At 40.0% G+C, this 17893-nt stretch carries 19 protein-coding genes and 1 riboswitch; of the genes, 7 read left to right on the forward strand and 12 right to left on the reverse strand.

Features of this window, described 5'->3' with window-relative positions:
* Window positions 1-71 precede the first annotated feature (71 nt).
* Window positions 72-626 (reverse strand): TetR/AcrR family transcriptional regulator, encoded by a 555-nt coding sequence (locus M1E93_RS09295; protein ID WP_231405919.1) that lies wholly within the window; start codon window positions 624-626, stop codon window positions 72-74.
* Window positions 627-1101: 475 nt separating this feature from the next.
* Between M1E93_RS09295 and alr the strand changes: the two genes are divergently transcribed.
* Both alr and M1E93_RS09305 read left to right on the forward strand, forming a co-directional pair.
* Entirely contained in the window at window positions 1102-2325 is a 1224-nt protein-coding gene (alr, locus tag M1E93_RS09300) for an alanine racemase (RefSeq protein WP_004920471.1), read from the forward strand.
* 207 nt (window positions 2326-2532) lie between these two features.
* On the forward strand, window positions 2533-3270 hold the full coding sequence (locus M1E93_RS09305; RefSeq protein ID WP_004920468.1) for a phosphatase: 738 nt from the start codon (window positions 2533-2535) through the stop codon (window positions 3268-3270).
* 44 nt (window positions 3271-3314) lie between these two features.
* Here M1E93_RS09305 and M1E93_RS09310 read toward each other — a convergent pair whose 3' ends face one another.
* The gene (locus tag M1E93_RS09310; RefSeq protein WP_053109985.1) at window positions 3315-3785 is read right to left on the reverse strand and encodes a GNAT family N-acetyltransferase; all 471 of its coding nucleotides are present in this window, start codon (window positions 3783-3785) and stop codon (window positions 3315-3317) included.
* Window positions 3786-4000: 215 nt separating this feature from the next.
* On the opposite strand from M1E93_RS09310, the gene M1E93_RS09315 reads away from it, so the two are divergent.
* Entirely contained in the window at window positions 4001-5314 is a 1314-nt protein-coding gene (locus tag M1E93_RS09315; protein WP_426206830.1) for a serine hydrolase domain-containing protein, read from the forward strand.
* Window positions 5315-5362: 48 nt separating this feature from the next.
* Here M1E93_RS09315 and M1E93_RS09320 read toward each other — a convergent pair whose 3' ends face one another.
* Window positions 5363-6310 (reverse strand): IS30 family transposase, encoded by a 948-nt coding sequence (locus M1E93_RS09320; protein WP_140035165.1) that lies wholly within the window; start codon window positions 6308-6310, stop codon window positions 5363-5365.
* A gap of 606 nt (window positions 6311-6916) precedes the next feature.
* Here M1E93_RS09320 and M1E93_RS09325 point away from each other — a divergent pair.
* On the forward strand, window positions 6917-7114 hold the full coding sequence (locus M1E93_RS09325) for a hypothetical protein (RefSeq protein WP_004920458.1): 198 nt from the start codon (window positions 6917-6919) through the stop codon (window positions 7112-7114).
* 107 nt (window positions 7115-7221) lie between these two features.
* Window positions 7222-8043, forward strand: coding sequence for a 23S rRNA (guanine(745)-N(1))-methyltransferase (gene rlmA / locus M1E93_RS09330; protein WP_104873646.1), 822 nt, complete (start codon window positions 7222-7224; stop codon window positions 8041-8043).
* A gap of 45 nt (window positions 8044-8088) precedes the next feature.
* Here rlmA and mntP read toward each other — a convergent pair whose 3' ends face one another.
* From mntP to pabB, 8 genes are all read right to left on the reverse strand, one after another.
* Window positions 8089-8673 carry a manganese efflux pump MntP gene (mntP, locus tag M1E93_RS09335; protein WP_014656091.1) on the reverse strand — a complete coding sequence of 195 codons (585 nt, stop codon included), beginning with the start codon at window positions 8671-8673 and terminating at the stop codon, window positions 8089-8091.
* A gap of 6 nt (window positions 8674-8679) precedes the next feature.
* Window positions 8680-8858: riboswitch (yybP-ykoY riboswitch) on the reverse strand.
* A 151-nt stretch (window positions 8859-9009) separates the two neighbouring features.
* Window positions 9010-9468 carry a DUF986 family protein gene (locus M1E93_RS09340; RefSeq protein ID WP_004920450.1) on the reverse strand — a complete coding sequence of 153 codons (459 nt, stop codon included), beginning with the start codon at window positions 9466-9468 and terminating at the stop codon, window positions 9010-9012.
* Window positions 9469-9558: 90 nt separating this feature from the next.
* Window positions 9559-10410, reverse strand: coding sequence for a PTS mannose transporter subunit IID (locus M1E93_RS09345; protein WP_004920447.1), 852 nt, complete (start codon window positions 10408-10410; stop codon window positions 9559-9561).
* Between the two features lie 13 nt (window positions 10411-10423).
* The gene (locus M1E93_RS09350; RefSeq protein WP_004920443.1) at window positions 10424-11224 is read right to left on the reverse strand and encodes a PTS mannose/fructose/sorbose transporter subunit IIC; all 801 of its coding nucleotides are present in this window, start codon (window positions 11222-11224) and stop codon (window positions 10424-10426) included.
* Window positions 11225-11311: 87 nt separating this feature from the next.
* Window positions 11312-12283 carry a PTS mannose transporter subunit IIAB gene (gene manX / locus M1E93_RS09355; protein ID WP_204282976.1) on the reverse strand — a complete coding sequence of 324 codons (972 nt, stop codon included), beginning with the start codon at window positions 12281-12283 and terminating at the stop codon, window positions 11312-11314.
* A gap of 655 nt (window positions 12284-12938) precedes the next feature.
* Entirely contained in the window at window positions 12939-14303 is a 1365-nt protein-coding gene (locus M1E93_RS09360; protein WP_014656089.1) for an L-serine ammonia-lyase, read from the reverse strand.
* A gap of 173 nt (window positions 14304-14476) precedes the next feature.
* On the reverse strand, window positions 14477-15037 hold the full coding sequence (locus M1E93_RS09365) for a CoA pyrophosphatase (protein ID WP_104873518.1): 561 nt from the start codon (window positions 15035-15037) through the stop codon (window positions 14477-14479).
* Window positions 15030-16397 carry an aminodeoxychorismate synthase component 1 gene (pabB, locus tag M1E93_RS09370; RefSeq protein ID WP_104873517.1) on the reverse strand — a complete coding sequence of 456 codons (1368 nt, stop codon included), beginning with the start codon at window positions 16395-16397 and terminating at the stop codon, window positions 15030-15032. Before pabB ends, M1E93_RS09365 begins: the two co-directional genes overlap by 8 nt.
* A 155-nt stretch (window positions 16398-16552) precedes the next feature.
* Here pabB and M1E93_RS09375 point away from each other — a divergent pair, with 155 nt between their 5' ends.
* Window positions 16553-16738: a YoaH family protein gene (locus tag M1E93_RS09375; protein ID WP_004920422.1), complete on the forward strand. Its 186-nt coding sequence runs from the start codon at window positions 16553-16555 to the stop codon at window positions 16736-16738.
* Window positions 16739-16915: 177 nt separating this feature from the next.
* On the forward strand, window positions 16916-17281 hold the full coding sequence (gene yebF, locus M1E93_RS09380; RefSeq protein WP_004920419.1) for a protein YebF: 366 nt from the start codon (window positions 16916-16918) through the stop codon (window positions 17279-17281).
* 80 nt (window positions 17282-17361) lie between these two features.
* Here the strand turns inward: yebF and M1E93_RS09385 are convergent, their stop codons facing one another.
* Window positions 17362-17592, reverse strand: a complete 231-nt coding sequence (locus M1E93_RS09385) for a DNA polymerase III subunit theta (RefSeq protein ID WP_014656087.1) — start codon at window positions 17590-17592, stop codon at window positions 17362-17364.
* Window positions 17593-17893 lie beyond the last annotated feature (301 nt).

Consider the following 17893-nt stretch of genomic DNA (forward strand, 5'->3'; position numbering starts at 1 on the left):
CTAAAAAAGCCCCGCGCTCTTAATTTCAATATGGAAAACAATTTACTACATGATGGTGATTGACTGATTTTTTAACAAATCGAAACGGGAGCTGTAAAACAGTCAACGAGTATTTTTGTGCGTTGAAATAATTCGGTGGTGGTTGGGTTATCTGCAAGTTGGCCATTTAATGCCAATAAAAAGACCTTTGCTGCCATCTCATCTTGTAAAATGACTGCAACACATTGCAGGATAAATTGCTGGTGCTGCTGCACAATACCAGGGGCAAGCTGCTCACAGATATCATAAAATTCTGCACCCATCGGTGCGCCTATCCTGTCAGCCCAAGGTTCGAGGATCAGTAATTGGCTAACTTGCATTAAACGCTCTTGTGAGGAGCGTTGTGAGTGAGCCACTTTTTTGGCGCTAGGTTGCCTTGATACCAACCATTCAACAAATACGTTGATAAAAATTTGCTCTTTATCTTTAAAATGTTTGTATAACAGTGTACGAGAAAGATGGGCTCTGTTCGCAATATCCTCAAGTGAGGTTTTTTTAAATCCAAAATTTAAGAAGCACCAACGAGCAGATTGTAAAATATGCGTTTGTCGTTGATTAATTTCTTCTTGGTGCATCTTTATTGGCACATCCACGCTCCATATAGGCTAATGCGAATTTGACATTATTAGACAATCTTATTTGGATGTTGACAAAGTTAACTAATATTGTCAATTCGTCAAAATAACTAGATGTAAAGCTCGCTTTATGGAAGTGACTAAATACGTTACTTCCATGATGGGCTAAATAACGTTGATAAATAGCATGATTAATCGGGTTTGTATGCGCGTCATAGAAACGTACTTTTAGCTAATGCCGATAGGAAAACCTTTTTTAATGTAAATTTATCAAATGGTTATGTTTGTTTTGTTGAATGGCTTGGTTATTATTTGCCCTTAATCAAAATAATTAATTATTCACTTTTACTGCATTAATTGCTTGTTCAAAATATTCAACTTGATATTATTTCTATCCTATATGCATCAAATGTATATTTTCACTCTCCATAATTATAAAAATAATTTATTGGAGAATCTATTTCATTGATTACTAAGGATATAAAAGATGTCATTTCGGTTGAGATATCTTGCTTTACTTCCTCTATTGGTCGCAACAGCTTGCCAGCAACCTGCAAACACCAACACCAAAGCGATCCCTGACGCACAAGTCCAACCCATTATTGTGAATAATTCTTGGATAGAAATTTCTCGTAGTGCACTCGATTTCAATATTAAAAAAGTGCAGGCGTTGCTGGGGGATAAGTCATCGCTTTGTGCTGTATTGAAAGGGGATGCGTATGGTCATGATTTGACGCTGGTAACGCCTCTGATGATTGAAAATAATGTGCAATGTATTGGCTTAACAAATAATCAAGAATTTAAACAAGTCAGAGAGTTAGGTTTCAAAGGCCGTTTGATGAGAGTGCGTAATGCCACTGAACAAGAAATGGCACAAGCAACAGCCTATGACGTTGAAGAGCTTATCGGTAATCTCGATATGGCACAGCGTTTAAATGATATTGGTAAAAAGCAAAATAAAGTAATACCAATCCATTTAGCGTTGAATTCAGCGGGAATGTCACGTAATGGGCTAGAAGTGAGTCATGCGCAAGGCCTCAATGACGCAAAAATGATTGCTCAATTACCTCAGCTAAAAGTTGTTGGCATCATGTCGCATTATCCTGAAGAAGATGAGGCTCAAATCCGCAAAGATTTAGCGAAGTTTAAAAAGCAGTCACAACAAGTCCTTGATGTAACTGGATTGAAGCGTGAAGATGTCATTTTGCATGTGGCGAATACCTATGCAACCATCACTGTACCTGAGTCATGGCTTGATATGGTGCGTGTTGGCGGTATTTTCTATGGTGACACGGTAGCAACGAAAGACTATAAGCGTGTCATGACATTAAAATCGAATATTGCCTCGGTGAATCATTACCCTAAAGGAAACACGGTCGGTTATGACAGAACCTATACGCTAAAACGTGACTCTGTATTGGCTAATATTCCTGTCGGTTATGCTGACGGCTACCGCCGAGTATTCAGCAATGCGGGGCACGCATTAATTAATGGGCAGACGGTGCCTGTATTAGGAAAAACATCAATGAATACCGTGATGGTCGATGTGACTGACTTAAAGCAAGTCCAACCCGGAGATGAAGTTGTTTTCTTTGGTAAACAAGGTAATGGTGAAATCACTGCCGAAGAGGTTGAAGATATCAGTGGAGCATTATTTACTGAAATGTCAATTCTTTGGGGAGCGACCAACAAACGTATTCTTGTCGATTAAAGATAGCATTGCAGTAGGAAAAGAGAGCGAGTAGATATTCGCTCTTTTTATTTGTTATTTAGGCGTGTCACTGCTGATATTGGCGTATCCATTAAAATATGAGTTATGGCATCGCTATCGTAATAACATCTTGATATGTTAGCTTGAATGATCATTTGATTATTTGATAGTGTCGGAAGGCACACAATAGAATTAGAAGGGTAGCATATGTATCAAGTTGATTTGCATGCGCATACTATTGCCAGCACACATGCCTATAGCACGGTTAATGAGTATTTTTCCGAGGCAGCACGTAGAGGGATAAAACTGTTTGCCATTACAGATCATGGCCCTGAAATGGACGATGCTCCACATCAGTGGCATTTTGCCAATATGCCTATTTTGCCACGTATTGTGAATGGCGTTGGTTTGCTCTACGGTATTGAAGCGAATATTAAAAATAAGCAAGGTGAAATCGACTGTAATGAAAAAATGAACAGGCAATTAGATATTATCTTAGCGGGCTTTCATGAACCAGTTCTTGCACCACAAAGTCAGGCGGATAATACAGAAGCGATGATTGCCACAATTCAAAGCGGCAAAGTACACATTATTACGCATCCGGGGAACCCTAAATACCCGATTGATATTCGTGCGGTTGCTCAAGCAGCAAAAGAGTGTAATGTCGCATTGGAAATGAATAACTCATCATTTTTGCATTCTCGCGTTGGCAGTGAATCAAATTGTCTGGCAATAGCTAAAGCAGTGAAAGAAGTGGGTGGCTGGGTTTCATTGGGCTCTGATTCACATTATGCGGGATATTTAGGTAATTTTGATAAAGTGGTTGAGATGTTAACCGCGATTGATTTTCCCCAAGAGCAGATCTTAAATGTCACTCCCCGCAGGGTATTGGATTTTCTTGAATCACATGGAAGAAAAGCCATTCCTGAATTTGCTGATTTTTAAATTATAAAGCCGTTTAGTCATCATTAAACGGCTGAAATAGGTTGCTAAAGCGATAAGGTCATATTAATACAAGGAAGATAGCTTTGAGCTAATGCAGAATAATATTGGCCTTTGTTTTGAGAAATAAACCCTTGTTTTTGATAAAACCGTTCGGCATTAGGTGTCGATTCTAAAGTGAGTTGTTTGATATGACGGGATTTAGCTTCTTGTTTGATCCTGTCCATAATTAAACGGGCTGCGCCTAAACCTGAATATTCAGGTAAAGTAAAAATAGCATCAACACTGTGCTGTTTAAGGTTTAAGAAACCTGTGGCGATTGGAATATTAAGCTCATTAACAACCACAAAAAATGGATTTTCTTCCACCATAGTTCGATAGCTTTCTGGCATTTTGTCTGGCGTCCACGCCATAATCACACTATGGCTAAAGCTTTGTTTACAAGAGTGACGAATCGCGTTATTTCTGATAAACCAAAGTTGTTCGGCTTCAGATGGTACAGCGAGTCTAATTTCCATTAAGCCCCCAGTTACATAATAAATTTCTGTGTTATCAAATCAGAAATCAGATTAATAAACAACTTAATCACCAAAGTACTGCTGAAGATTAAAAGTAATCCCATAAAAGAGCCGTATCCCTTCGTCTTTTTGGTCGATAGCGATAATAAAATCCAACGCTAAGATATTAATGACAATAAAAAGAGCTAGTTGTTATTATTATAAAAGGTCACCCTATGAAAAAATACAAAGTAAATGTATGTTTATTCTCGGCTTTATTCTTTACATCGCTCTATGGTTATGCAAATCAAACTGACAACGAATGTCATGTGCCTGCTTTATCGCAATGCCCTCAGCCTGTTGATAGTCACTACCCAAATGTTAAAGACATGCTGACATGGGATCAAAATGAACGATTGCTTGGTTTTCGTAATGATTACCGCTCTTACCCCGGAGATGTATTCCATGCAATTAATCCCAAACCGCTAGAAAGAGAAATTCAAAACTTAGTTGATGTCACTTACCAATTGAAAGGGATGACATATAACCTTGATGACTATATTAAGCGTAATGATGTTACCGCGTTAATGGTGATAAAACAGGGAAAAGTCGTCTTTGAATATTATGGTAAAGGAAACACGCCAAAAACGTTATGGACCTCGCGCTCGGTCGGAAAATCAGTTGTTTCAACTCTAGTTGGGATAGCACTACAGGAAGGTAAAATAGCCTCATTAGACGATGCCATCGTTAAATACAATCCAAGTGTTAAAGGAACCGCTTGGGAAGATGTGACAATAAGGCAGTTGTTACAACACACCTCTGGGGTTGAGTGGGGGGAAGATTATGAAAACCTAAACTCAGATTTTGCCAAAATGACCGAGTGTGAAGCAAACCCGAAAATCTATGAGTGTGTGCAACAGTTAGTTATCAATCCTAAACGAAAATCCTATGCAAAAGCTGGGGAAGTGTGGCAATACAATTCAGGCGGTGCGTGGTTATTAGGGGATACACTTGAAAAAGCAACGGGTGTATCGATAGCACAATATCTCGAAAATAAGATATGGCAACCTTTTGGTATGACGAGCGACGGGGTATGGCAAAGCTATGAATTAAATAAACATAATACAGGGGCACATGGTTTTAATGCCACGTTAGAGGATTGGGGTAAGTTTGGGCTATTTTTTGCAGGGAATGGAGTCTTGCCAGATGGTCACAAATCATTACCGGATAATTGGGTGAATGAGTCTAAAAGCTGGGTACAAGCGAAAAACTCGGTGAATCCAAGTTACCCAGAAGGGATCTATGGCTTTGAATGGTGGAACAATAGCGTTCCGCAAAAAATGCAAAATGCACAACCTAAAGAGGGCCTAGATGGGAACAATACATTGTGGGCATTGGGAATTTTTGGGCAAATTATTGTGGTCAATCCAAAAGAGCAGCTAGTCATTGTTCAGTGGTCCACATGGCCAGTTGCTCATCCAGTAGAAGATGGGCAGCCGTTAGAAGCCTCATTAGTTTTTAATGCAATTAATAACTATCTAAACAAATAATATACTTAATAAATATGAAACGGGCGGATTCAAGTCCGAAGTGCAACGCTAAGCCGCCTTTCTTAGCTCCGCAAACACCACCGAAGGTTGTCTGAACCCCAGACACTTGCGTGGCCTGCTGTTCAACGCTCCCTGATAGCGTTGTAAGTCTTCTTCTGTCACTGTCCGCAGGTCTGTTCCTTTCGGGATAAACTGTCTTAACAACCCATTCGTATTCTCGTTCAGCCCACGCTCATGCGAGGCATACGGATGGGCAAAGTACGTATCTGCGTTCAGTGCTTCTGCTATCGCCTTGTGCTCACTAAACTCTAGACCGTTATCGAACGTTATTGTGTGACATACATCCTGATACTCACTCAGCAGTGAGATAATGGCCTTACTGACTTCCACCGCATCCTTTGAAAACACCTTTTTTGTCAGGTAAATACGGCTTTTGCGTTCTGCCAGTGTCACGATAGCACCAGTGCCCTGTTTACCCTGCACCAAATCGGCCTCCCAGTCCCCCAGACGGCTACGGTCATCGACGACTGACGGCCGTAGCTCAATGGATACCGCATCAGGGATGCGCCCTCGTTTCTGCCCGTAGCCCTTACGATATCGCCGTTTGCCCTGCCTAAGATGCCTGTACAACTCGCCACCGCTACGCTTATCCGCATAGATATACTGGTAAATCCATTCATGGCTGACGCTAAGACCAATAATGCTGCCAATTGCACTTATTTGCTCAGGACTCCACTTCCACTCCAGAGCAAATATCACGAAATCTATGGTCTGCTGAGGAATTGTCCTTTTGGCAGATGACAGCCGCCTATCACAGCACTTCTGGTGTGCCTGTTGTGGGTTATAACCAGTATCTGAAGTGTTACGCCTCAGTTCACGGGAGACCGTGGACTTGCTTACACCGATACGGATACCTATCTCATGGCAGGATAAATTATCCTCACGCAGTATCGATATCTGGTATCGTTGTCCTTCGGTTAGTTGCTGATACTTCATACTTACTCGCTCATCTTTGGTCGGAAGAGCAGGATAGCTTATCAGTAGCTAACCGTCCTTCCATCTAACATGACCGAGCGTTGCACTTATTATCTGAATTCGCGAATAGATTGACTCCTTGTTGAGCTTTCATTGATATTTCACAGCCAATAGATGACGATTTTTTTGATTTTTTGCCTATCGGATAATTTAAAATATTGCAATTTGAGTTATGTGGTTTTTTATATTTACTTTGAGGCGTTAAAATGGCTTCTTTATCATGATATTACTCAATAAATAAATTCAATTGGTTTTTGTGAGTGTCTCGCCTTTTGTTATCTTATTGTTTTTGTTGGATAAATAAATCAATGAGTAATTGGTGTTATTTTTTTAATAAAAATGAATAGGTAAAGAAAATAAAGTTATCACTAAAAGGAATTTTCTATCATTAGACTCATTGTTAATAAAGTAAATAGAACATCAACAAATCGCATAAATATTACCTCATAAATAACCTATAAAAAATTTATAAATCTTTAAGTTTTTCCTATTGTAGTGTATTTAAAAAATATGATTTATTGATATCGCAAGAACATCCTTGTATACATAAATTTGAAGGTATTTAGAATGAAAAAGTTATTAGCAATTGCGACGGTATTGTCATTAGCCATTTCGGGTTCGGCACTCGCTGCAGGTACAGCAAAAGAGGGGAAAACATCGCCTACGGTGAAAACACAGCAAAGTAGCCAATCGCATTCATCGAGCAACAGCAAAGCTCATAATCAACCAGTAAAGAAAAAGACTCCAGACTCTACTAAAGGTTAATGAGTCACCACTAATGTCAATCCAGTCTCAGTGCCATGGGAAATATACAGCCCGTGGCGCTGAATCTATATGGTATACTGCTTTTTATTTATCAAGATATACCTGTTATGAGCTATCAATGCCCCCTGTGTTTTAGTCCTTTAAAGTTGAATAATAATAGTTGGCAGTGTTCCAATAACCATCAATTTGATCGTGCAAAAGAAGGTTATGTGAACTTACTGCCAGTACAACATAAGCGTTCTAAGGATCCTGGTGACAGTGCCGAAATGATGCAGTCTCGGCGGCAATTTTTAAATGCAGGTCATTATGATCCAATGCGTCAATGTGTGACTGAGAAATTAGCGCAATACCTTTCTGAGCAGAGTGAAAATGTATTAGATATTGGTTGTGGAGAAGGGTATTACACTGACTATTTTATGCAAAGCTTAATAAAACAGCGGGCAATTAAAGCTGTTTTTGGGTTAGATGTATCAAAAGCCGCTATTCGTTATGCAGCAAAACGCTATACATCAGTCAATTTTTGTGTTGCCTCTAGTCACCGTTTGCCTTTCCCTGAACAAAGTATTGATGCAATTGTTCGTATTTATGCACCTTGCAAAGCGGAAGAATTAGCTAGAGTTCTGCAACGTTCGGGAATACTGATTACTGTAACACCGGCTCCTGAACACTTACAGGAATTGAAACAGTTGATTTATAGTGAGGTTAAATTACATCCAATTAAAGAAGAAGCCTTGCCGCAATTTAAATTAGTGGATGAAACCAATTTAAAGTACTCAATGCACTTAACAGGGGATGAAGCATTTGCATTATTACAAATGACCCCTTTTGCATGGCGAGCTTCTGTGGATGTTAAAAATACATTACAACAGTCAGAACCAAAAGATTATACGGCTGATTTTCTGATACGGGTGTATCAACTTATTGATTAACAAAATGAGATTACTCCCCCTACCAGTTCAGTAGGGGGGTATAAATTATGCGCTGTACATAAATACTTCGAGATGTTCGAAGAGGATATTAAAGCCAATAGCGATTAATACTATCCCACCGATAATTTCTGCTTTTTTTCCTAATAGTGGCCCCACATAACGACCAATCATCATACCTACCGTGGCCATGATCATGGTCATGAGGCCAATTGTCATTGCGGTATGCACAATATCAACTTGTAAAAATGCAAGACCAAGTCCGATAGCCATTGCATCAAGACTAGTGGCAATAGCAGAAAGTACTAAGCTAAGAGAGCTGTTGCGTGAAGGCGGTGTGCAGCAGTCATCATCGCTTTTGGCTTTAATACCTTGCCAAATCATACGAGAGCCAAGAATGAAGAGCAGGCCAAAAGCAATCCAATGATCCCAACGAATAACATATTGGCTTGCGAGAATACCAATTCCCCAGCCTATAATTGGGGTGAGTGCTTCAATAATACCGAAAATAAAACCAGTGCGGAGGATCTCTTTAAAGCGGGGTTTGTGCAGAACAGCACCTTTACAGATAGCGACAGCAAATGCGTCCATGGAAAGGGCGAGTGCTAAAATAAGCGTAGCGTAAAAGCTCATAATATAAACCTCGGTTGGGTGCATCCATATACACATGAATTACCCCCAACCAAAAGGCTTATTCATGTGTCTATGGTCTTGCCAACCAAGATGGCGTCCGCACCACGTTTAAAAAACAAACGAGTATGTTGATACGGACATTCTGGATATATTTCCAGAACAGGCTACTCCCCAATGACGTGGTTCGAAAGATATCATAAATTAATTGAAAGGCAACACTTAATTTTATGTGGATATTAAAATTTATTGAGAATAATTTTCATTTGCAGAAATAAAAAAATTGAGGTTAATTAAATTTGTTATTAACCTCAATCTTAATGTGAATATATATAACCATTATTTATGATTAATGAAAAACTCATATATTCTTTGTAAATCATCAAGTTGAGAAACTTGAATATGGATTTTCTTATGCTCTAATCCGATAATTAGAATTCCGTCTTCTGATAAATTCATTGTTTTTATTCTGTCGTACAATATAAATGTGTTTGCAAAATAAAAACCTGTTTGTTTAAAAAATAGCTTTGGTGCTCGAATAAAAGCCAAATAGACTGACATTAAAATTGTAACCATTAATAAATAAGTGGTTAACATACTACCGTGTCGTGAAATATTGGTATAAATAACGATACAGATTAAGACAATAAAGATAATTGCATCGACACGATGTTTACGTCTGAGGTTAATTTTGAGTAGGGTTTTTCCCTTAAGTAAATGTTGAATAAACTCATCGTAAATTGCATACAGCAGCATCAGTAAAATAATAATGGCTAGTATGAAATCATTTAAGGTCATTTTCAGTGCCCTTGGCTAAGTAAACGTGCTAGAGAGCTTAAAAGTAAAAATGGGAGGCTGCAACCTCCCATTTCAGTTTATTACAGCAAATTATGGTGCTAAGAACTTCAACCAAGCACCTAAGATACCAAGGCCAAAGAAGCCAATGATGATCCACAGTGGGTTAACTTTACGGCGAAGTAGCCACATACATGCAAAAGTTAGTAATAATGGAACTAAACCAGGCATCAAATCATTCAAAATATCTTGAATGGTTTTGATTTCCATAACTTTTGTTGTTGGGTTCTCAATATTGGAAACAACGACGGGAATGTTGACCTTCGTCCATTTATTCACCAAGGCACCCATAACAAATAGCCCCAGTATTGATGCACCTTCAGTCAGTTTTTGTAAGAATCCGCCACCGATATCTTGAACAATATCAACCCCTTTTTTATAGCCATACGCAACGCCATAGTAGAGCGTTAATAGGCGAACAAGGTTGAATAGAACAAAGAAGAGGATTGGGCCGAGTAGGTTACCAGTCATTGCAATACCGGCGCCTAGGGCTGCAAATACAGGACGAACAGTACCCCAGAAGATTGGGTCACCAACCCCGGCAAGAGGTCCCATTAAACCCACCTTAATACCGTTGATGGCACCATCATCAATATCTGCACCATTCGCACGTTGCTCTTCCATCGCCATGGTGACACCTAAAACAGGCGCAGCAACGTAAGGGTGGGTGTTAAAGAACTCAAGATGGCGTTTGATTGCTTGTTTACGCTCATCGTTATTTTCAGGATACAGGCGACGGATCACCGGAACCATTGAATAACAGAAGCCCAGCGCTTGCATACGTTCAAAGTTCCAAGAACCTTGTAACAAGTTAGAACGCAAGAAGACGCCGCGAATATCGCTTTGTGTAAGCTTTTTCGCTGTTGGATTTGTTGTATCTACCATGGTTGCGCTCCTCCTAGTCTAATTCATTATCAAGGTTGTTGTTGCTATTATTTTGTGCGACAACAACTTGAGATTTATTGTATTTCGGGCTGAGTTGGATATACAGGATAGCCATAACCGCACCGATCACACCCAGCGCAACAAGGTTAAATTCGGTAAATGCCGCAGTAACAAAGCCTAAGTAGAAGAATGGCATTAGATAGCCTGCACGCATCATATTGATAACCATTGCATAACCGACAACAACGATCATACCACCAGCAATGTTCAGACCATCAGTAACGACCTGTGGAATTGAATCCAGTAGTTCTCTTACCTCAGAGGTACCAACAGAAACTGCAACGATAAGCGCTGGGATCGCAATACGCATTGCTTGAAGTAATAATGCAGAAACATGGATCCAACTGATAGCAGTTAAATTACCACTGACGGCAGCACGGTCAGCAGCATGTTGGAATGCAACGGTAACGGTACGCACAATAATGGTAAGGACTTGTCCAGCCGCCGCCAGTGGAATTGCGATGGCGATACCAGCCCCGATATTTTGTCCACCAGCAATGACCAGAATGGTTGAAATAATTGATGCAAGTGCGGCATCAGGAGCGACAGCAGCCCCAATGTTCATCCAACCTAATGCGATCATTTCCAGCGTACCACCGATGATGATACCGGTTTTCATATCTCCCAAAACGATACCGACAAGCGTACAGGCAACGAGTGGGCGATGGAACTGGAATTCATCGAGAATAGAACCCATACCAGCGATACAGGCCACGATGAAAACCAGTACTATTTGAACAACGGTGAGTTCCATTGTTTAATCTCCTGTAACCAAACAAGTTTGGTAAATCTGTTTTCGAGTAATGGTTAAAATTAAATAATATTAACGGTTTAACTAAGACTAATTTTTAAATTTTTTAATCAAATCCATCATCTGAACTTTGCTGTCAGAAGCGACTTTTCGTACTTCTAATTCAATATTTTTATCATTCAGATAGTTGAACGCTTCAATATCTTTTTGGTTGATAGAAACCGCATTCGTAACTTGAGTTTTTCCTTCATGGAACGCCATACCACCGATATTGACAGAGGTGATATCAACACCAGCTTCAACCAAACGTTGTACATCCGTTGGGTTTGTGAACAATAACATGACGCGTTCGCCTGCGTATTTTGGGTTGTTATAAACACGAATACACTTAGCAATATCAACGACATGTGCTGTTACGCCAGGAGGAGCAACTTGTTTTAGTAATGTTGAACGTACCTGATCTTTTGCCACCTCATCGCTGACGACAATAATGCGTTTAACGCGAGTTTCTTTTGTCCAGCGTGTAGCTACTTGACCATGGATTAATCGGTCATCAATACGCGCAAGTGCAATCACCATATGTTCGCCAGGGCCAGCAGTGACTGTTTGTACTGGAGCAGGTTGTTGAACGGGTGCTGGGGATGGAGTAGCAGCGGCTTCTGGCTCTTTAAATTTCAGTGCCCGAATACCACCACGGCCTGTTTCTAAAGCAACGGAGATTAATTCGTCTATTGAAGGGTTATCGTCACGACACATAAAAGTTTCAACTAACATAGGCACATTAACGCCAGTGACTATTTCATAGTTTTCATGCTCGTTTACGATACGGCTAGCTGCGTTAAAGGGACTACCTCCCCATGTATCAACTAAAAATATTACCCCCTGGGAGGTATCTAAATCAGCTAGTTTTGCTGTGTACTTATCAAATAGGGTGTCTGCGTTTTCCCCTGGTACAAAGTCAATAAACGAGACATTTTCTTGCTCGCCTATCAACATTTCGGTGGTTCGTAGAAGTTGCTCTGCCGCCACACCGTGTGTACCAATCATAATAGCTATACTCACTTGATTTCCCTCTTAACAGATATAGAACGGAATTTGTAAATCAGGTCAAAATTGAATCAGCTTAATTAAACCTCCTAATAGAAAATGATATTGATAATTTTAGCTGAATAAATTCACTCTATTTTATTCAGTTAGAAAACTGTTAATTTGCTAACCATTAGAGTCAATATCCGTAGCATAACATTTCGCATTAGTGTAAAAACTTGTTTTGCGTCAGAAAATTAAAAACATGTATTTTATTTTAAATAAAATACATATATTGTCTGAGTATATTGGTTTTATTAAATAAATAAACTATATATATGGCAAAAACAGTGTATGTGACTGTTATCGGTAACAAAAAAGTAGCAAAAAGAGTAAGGGATTTAAAATGTTGAGCAAAAAATAGACGAAAAATGACACGTTTCAGCAGTAGGAAGTTCTGAAAAACGTTTGTTTTGTAAACAAGGGATTTAAGTAACGATCTAATTAAGTTTTTGTTACAAATTAAAAATAGAAAAGCCAAGTAGGCGAAAAATGACGTATTAAAGATCACCCTAAACAATTAAGTCAGATAATAATCAACAATACTTGATAAAAAATGCCGCGTGTTTAATCAAAGTAAAATACGCGGCATCGGTGAAGTGATTCAATTAATGACTAGTGAATAAAGACCCTAGTCACATTGGACTTTTATTGCTAAACCTCCGCGAGAAGTTTCGCGGTATTTGGCATTCATGTCTTTGCCCGTCTCGTACATCGTTTCAATCACTTTATCGAGAGAAACACGTGGCTCACTCGTACGGCGGAGTGCCATACGTGTTGCGTTGACGGCTTTGACGGATGCAATCGCATTACGCTCAATACAAGGTACTTGAACTTGTCCTGCAACAGGGTCACAGGTTAAACCAAGGTTGTGCTCCATACCGATTTCAGCGGCAACACAAACTTGTTCAGGGCTTCCACCAAACAATTCAGCAAGACCTGCCGCTGCCATTGAGCAAGCAACACCAACTTCGCCTTGGCAACCCACTTCCGCACCAGAGATAGACGCATTCATTTTATAAAGAATACCAATAGCCCCCGATGCAAGGAAATAACGTGTGTATAATTCCGGCGTAACAGGCTCAATGCAGTGGTCGTAATAAGCCAAAACCGCAGGAACGATACCACAGGCACCGTTGGTTGGGGCAGTAACAACGCGACCACCTGCCGCATTTTCTTCGTTAACCGCTAATGCAAACATATTAATGAGATCAACGACATTCATCGGGTCATTGGACAGTTTGCTTGATGATGTGACAAGACGGTTCAATGCCGGCGCACGACGAGGTACGCGCAGTGGCCCCGGTAGAACTCCCTCGGTATTTAACCCGCGTTCAATACAAGCCTGCATGGTTTTCCACACATCGGCAAAATAGGCATCGATCTCTTCTTTCGTGTGAAGGTCAAGCTCATTCTTCATCATCAAGCTAGAGATGGATAACCCCGTTTTTTTGCAGTGAAGCAAAAGTTCTTCTGCTGAGTTAAATGGGTAGGAAACGGGTTTACTATCCAGAACAGATTGACCAAAATGTTCCTCATCAACAATAAAACCGCCACCAATTGAGTAGTAAGTTTTGGTATAAATTTCTTCTTCGCCTGCAAAGGCATGGATAGTCATACCATTTTCATGTAAAGGCAGATTATCTAGGCGGAAGTTCATTCCACCTTCCCGTGGGAAATCTACCGTGTGAGTGCCGTTAGCTAAGGGTAGCTTTTCAGTCTTTTCAACGTTTTCAATAAAGCCAGGAATAGATTCGATATCAACAGTAGCAGGTAAATTGCCAGCAAGGCCCATAATGATTGCAATATCAGTATGGTGGCCTTTTCCAGTGAGTGAAAGAGAGCCATAAACGTCGACCGCAATGCGTGTGACGCTTGGTAATAATTGTTTGCTTACCAAATCATCGACAAATTCTTTTCCCGCCTTCATTGGGCCGACGGTATGAGAGCTTGAAGGACCTATGCCCACTTTAAACATGTCGAATACGCTTATCACGCAGGACTCCTTAAAAAAAGTAGATATTTAGTGATTTATTTTAAAGGGCGCTACTTTACTGTTATTTAGTAGTGTTAACCAGTAAGTTTAAATTATTTTTTAAAATAAGGTAGTAACAAAAGGCCAATTGCTACAGAATAGCACAAAATGTATTCAATTACGGCACAAAATGACTACTTGAGTTGCAGAGCTAGCTGATGAAGGATGGCGGCAGTGAGACCCCAAACGAGATGTCCGTTATGCCAATAGAAGAAAATACGGTTACTTTGACCAGCACGTTTGATATCAACATATTTATGTTGATTCAGTGATAGCGCATCAAATAGCGGAACCTCGAATACAGAGGCCACTTCACTAGGATTAGGGCGATAATTAATGCCTTCGGGGAGCAGGCCGACGATTGGGGTGACTTCGTAACCGCCAATACTTTGTTGTGGCGAGAGTTGCCCAAGTACTTGGACTTTCTCTGGGGGAATAGCCACTTCTTCATAGGCTTCTCGCAGCGCGGTAGTCACTAGAGAGCCATCTTCAGGGTCACGTGCCCCTCCTGGGAAAGCCACTTGTCCGGCATGTGAACGCAAAAAAGGGGAACGCTGCGTTAATAATAATGTGGGCGTGGTTTTATTGATAATAGGCAGAAGAACGGCAGCAGATTTGCTCGCCGTCCGTTGAGTTCGGCGAGTCACTGGCAGGGTAAACTGAAAGCGGTTTATAAACTCATTCAGTTCAGTCATCGTGCTCTACTTCTCCTAACACGGGTAATATCAGCCGTAACTTATCAAAGGTTTCTTGATACTCTTTATCCGCTTGGCTATCTGCCACAATACCACCGCCAGCCCAGCAAAAAATCCGTTTTTTATCTGTTAACAGTGTACGGATGGTAATGTTGGTATCCATTTTGCCACAAAAACTAATATAGCCTATAGCGCCACAATAGCCATGACGACGATGAGGTTCAAGCTCTTCAATGATTTGCATCGCACGAATTTTAGGGGCACCAGTAATTGAGCCTCCCGGGAAACTTGCACGCAGAAGATCTGTTGCCGTATAGGGTTTATCAAGTGTTGCAGTAATTGTGCTAACTAAGTGATAAACCGCTGGGAAGGCTTCGACAGCGAATAATTCAGGGACCTTGACTGTTCCTGGTTGTGCAACTCGACCAATATCATTACGGAGTAAATCGACAATCATCAAGTTTTCAGCACGATCTTTAGGGGAATTCGCCAATTTTTCGACTTGCATGGCATCGGCGTGTTCATCCTCTAAACGAGGTAGTGTGCCTTTGATTGGACGTGTTTGTATCTCACCATCTTGTAACTGAATAAAGCGTTCAGGCGAGATGCTGATCACCGCATTATTAGGAAGACGAATGAAAGAAGAGAAAGGGGCGCGATTTGCTCGGGTTAATAATAAAAATGCATCCCATTCATTACCCTTATATTTTGCTTGAAAACGCTGCGCTAGATTTATTTGATAGCAATCACCGCTACGCAAGTATTCATGTATTTGGCCGATTTTCTCGTGATACTGCTCTTGTGACATATTTGAATGCCATGAACTGGTAAGGGCGAACTTGGTTTTACGTGAAGCTTTTTGTTTCTTCAACCAATCAAGGCGTTTATTGGTATCAGAATAACTGAATAAGGTGACCGTTTTTTCTTGATTATCGACAATCAACGCCCATTGATATATCCCAACGGCCATATCTGGAAACGATAAATCCGTAGTCGCTATGTGTGGCATTTTTTCGATACGACGACCTAAATCGTAGCTCCAAATACCGAGAGCACCGCCAGTGAAAGGAAGCGTATCATCACTAGCATGGTCAGGGGCGTAGTGTTCAATAGTTTGTTGAAGGAGGTTAAATGGGTCTGCGTCTGAACTCTCAACCGAGTGCGGGTGGGTGATCGTCGTTTTATCACCAATAGTGGTTAGCGTTGCAATAGGATCAGCCACAACAATATCGTATCTGTTATGCGAATGCTCGGCATTGCCTGAATGGAGCAGCATTGACCAAGGTTGATGGGCTAGTGGCGTAAAATAGTCAATAGCAACATCAGGATAATAGGGGAGTTGTATTTTATTGATAACCATTTGTATATACTAAACGCTAAGTCGATAAAAAAGAACTGATAACCAGATTAGCATATATCTTATCTTAAGAAGCCAAGAGCTGTTAAAATTAAGCTAAAATTTTTTATTTTCTCTCCGCACGATTTAAAACTAACCAGTTAAGAAGGGGTTTTGACATGTTTTCAGGTATGCCAGCGCTTAATCATCAACAACAGCAAGAAGCGGTTGAACGTATCCACCAATTAATGGCTGATGGGATGAGTAGCGGAGAAGCGATTGCGCTCGTTGCACAGGAAATCCGTGAAAGATACAAAGATAAAGAGCAGATCCAAGTACGTTTTGATGAAGAAAATGAACGTTAACAAAACAAACTATTAACATTTATGCTAAAATCTGATACATATTAGTTAAGTCATACCATTCTGGCAGTTTATAATTATTTCTACTATTTTAGTTATATTAGATAAATGTCGTATAAAATTAACTATGGTCACTGATATAATTTGTTACCCAACATTTTTATAGGGATCGGAGGAAGCATGAAGGCTGGTAAGAAAATTGGTTTTGCTTTAGGTGGCTGCGCACTGTTATTTAGTTCGATTGCATTCAGCGCCAACCAAGAAGAAGGTAAAGCGGCTCCGTTTATTAGTTGTGGAAAATTGGCAGAGCCTCAAATTGCTGCACAAGTTAAAAACGATTTTATGAATAATCGCTTGCCACGTTGGGCAGAAGAAAAGGCATTAGTTGGTAAAAAAGCCGTCGCATGGGTTAATAATCAAGATGTGACGAAAACAGAGACGGGTTACCAAGTGCCATTAACAGTCAGAGGCTCTAAGCAAGATCTGCAATATAATGTGACTGTTGATTGTGAAAAATCCACTATTACATATCACTCTGTAAAATAATCTATCTCGATTTGTAGCGATGTCCTAAAAAGGAGAAGTGATGCTTCTCCTTTTTAGTTATTCGTGCCTAAAAATCATATTTAGCGATTTTTGGGCTCGTAGGGTAGACGAGAAAAATGTTGTGAAAGCTGGCGGTAGTGGGCTAACCGTTCACGAAAATAGGCTCTAAGGTGCTCAGGTTGCTCCTGCTCGACAGCTTCTGCGATCACGGCAACATTATAGCGCTCTTTAAAGGCAACCCCCGAGGCTTGTAGGTCAACATTGACTTTATCCATTTCGTCTTTGGGTAACAATGCAAGGTTATGACTCATATCCACTCTCAATCACTTCAATGTAGAGGGGGTAGTGTAGCAATTTATCGGAAAAAATCACTAGCTGCCTCGTTACTTATGGCGTAAATATAGGGAAATAATATTTTGAATTGATTGAGAGAAATAATTATTTTCACGTAAGATTATATTTAATAACTCAACTATTGATTATAATGAGAATGTATTATTTTATTAAATAACAATGATAATTTTTTTCATTAAAACACAAGTAAATACCACTAAGGATAATGAGATTGATTATTATTAATTTTACAAAAAGTTATTAATTATCAGTAAATTG

Source organism: Providencia sp. PROV272, from assembly GCF_049901975.1.
Classification (GTDB): Bacteria; Pseudomonadota; Gammaproteobacteria; order Enterobacterales; family Enterobacteriaceae; genus Providencia; species Providencia stuartii.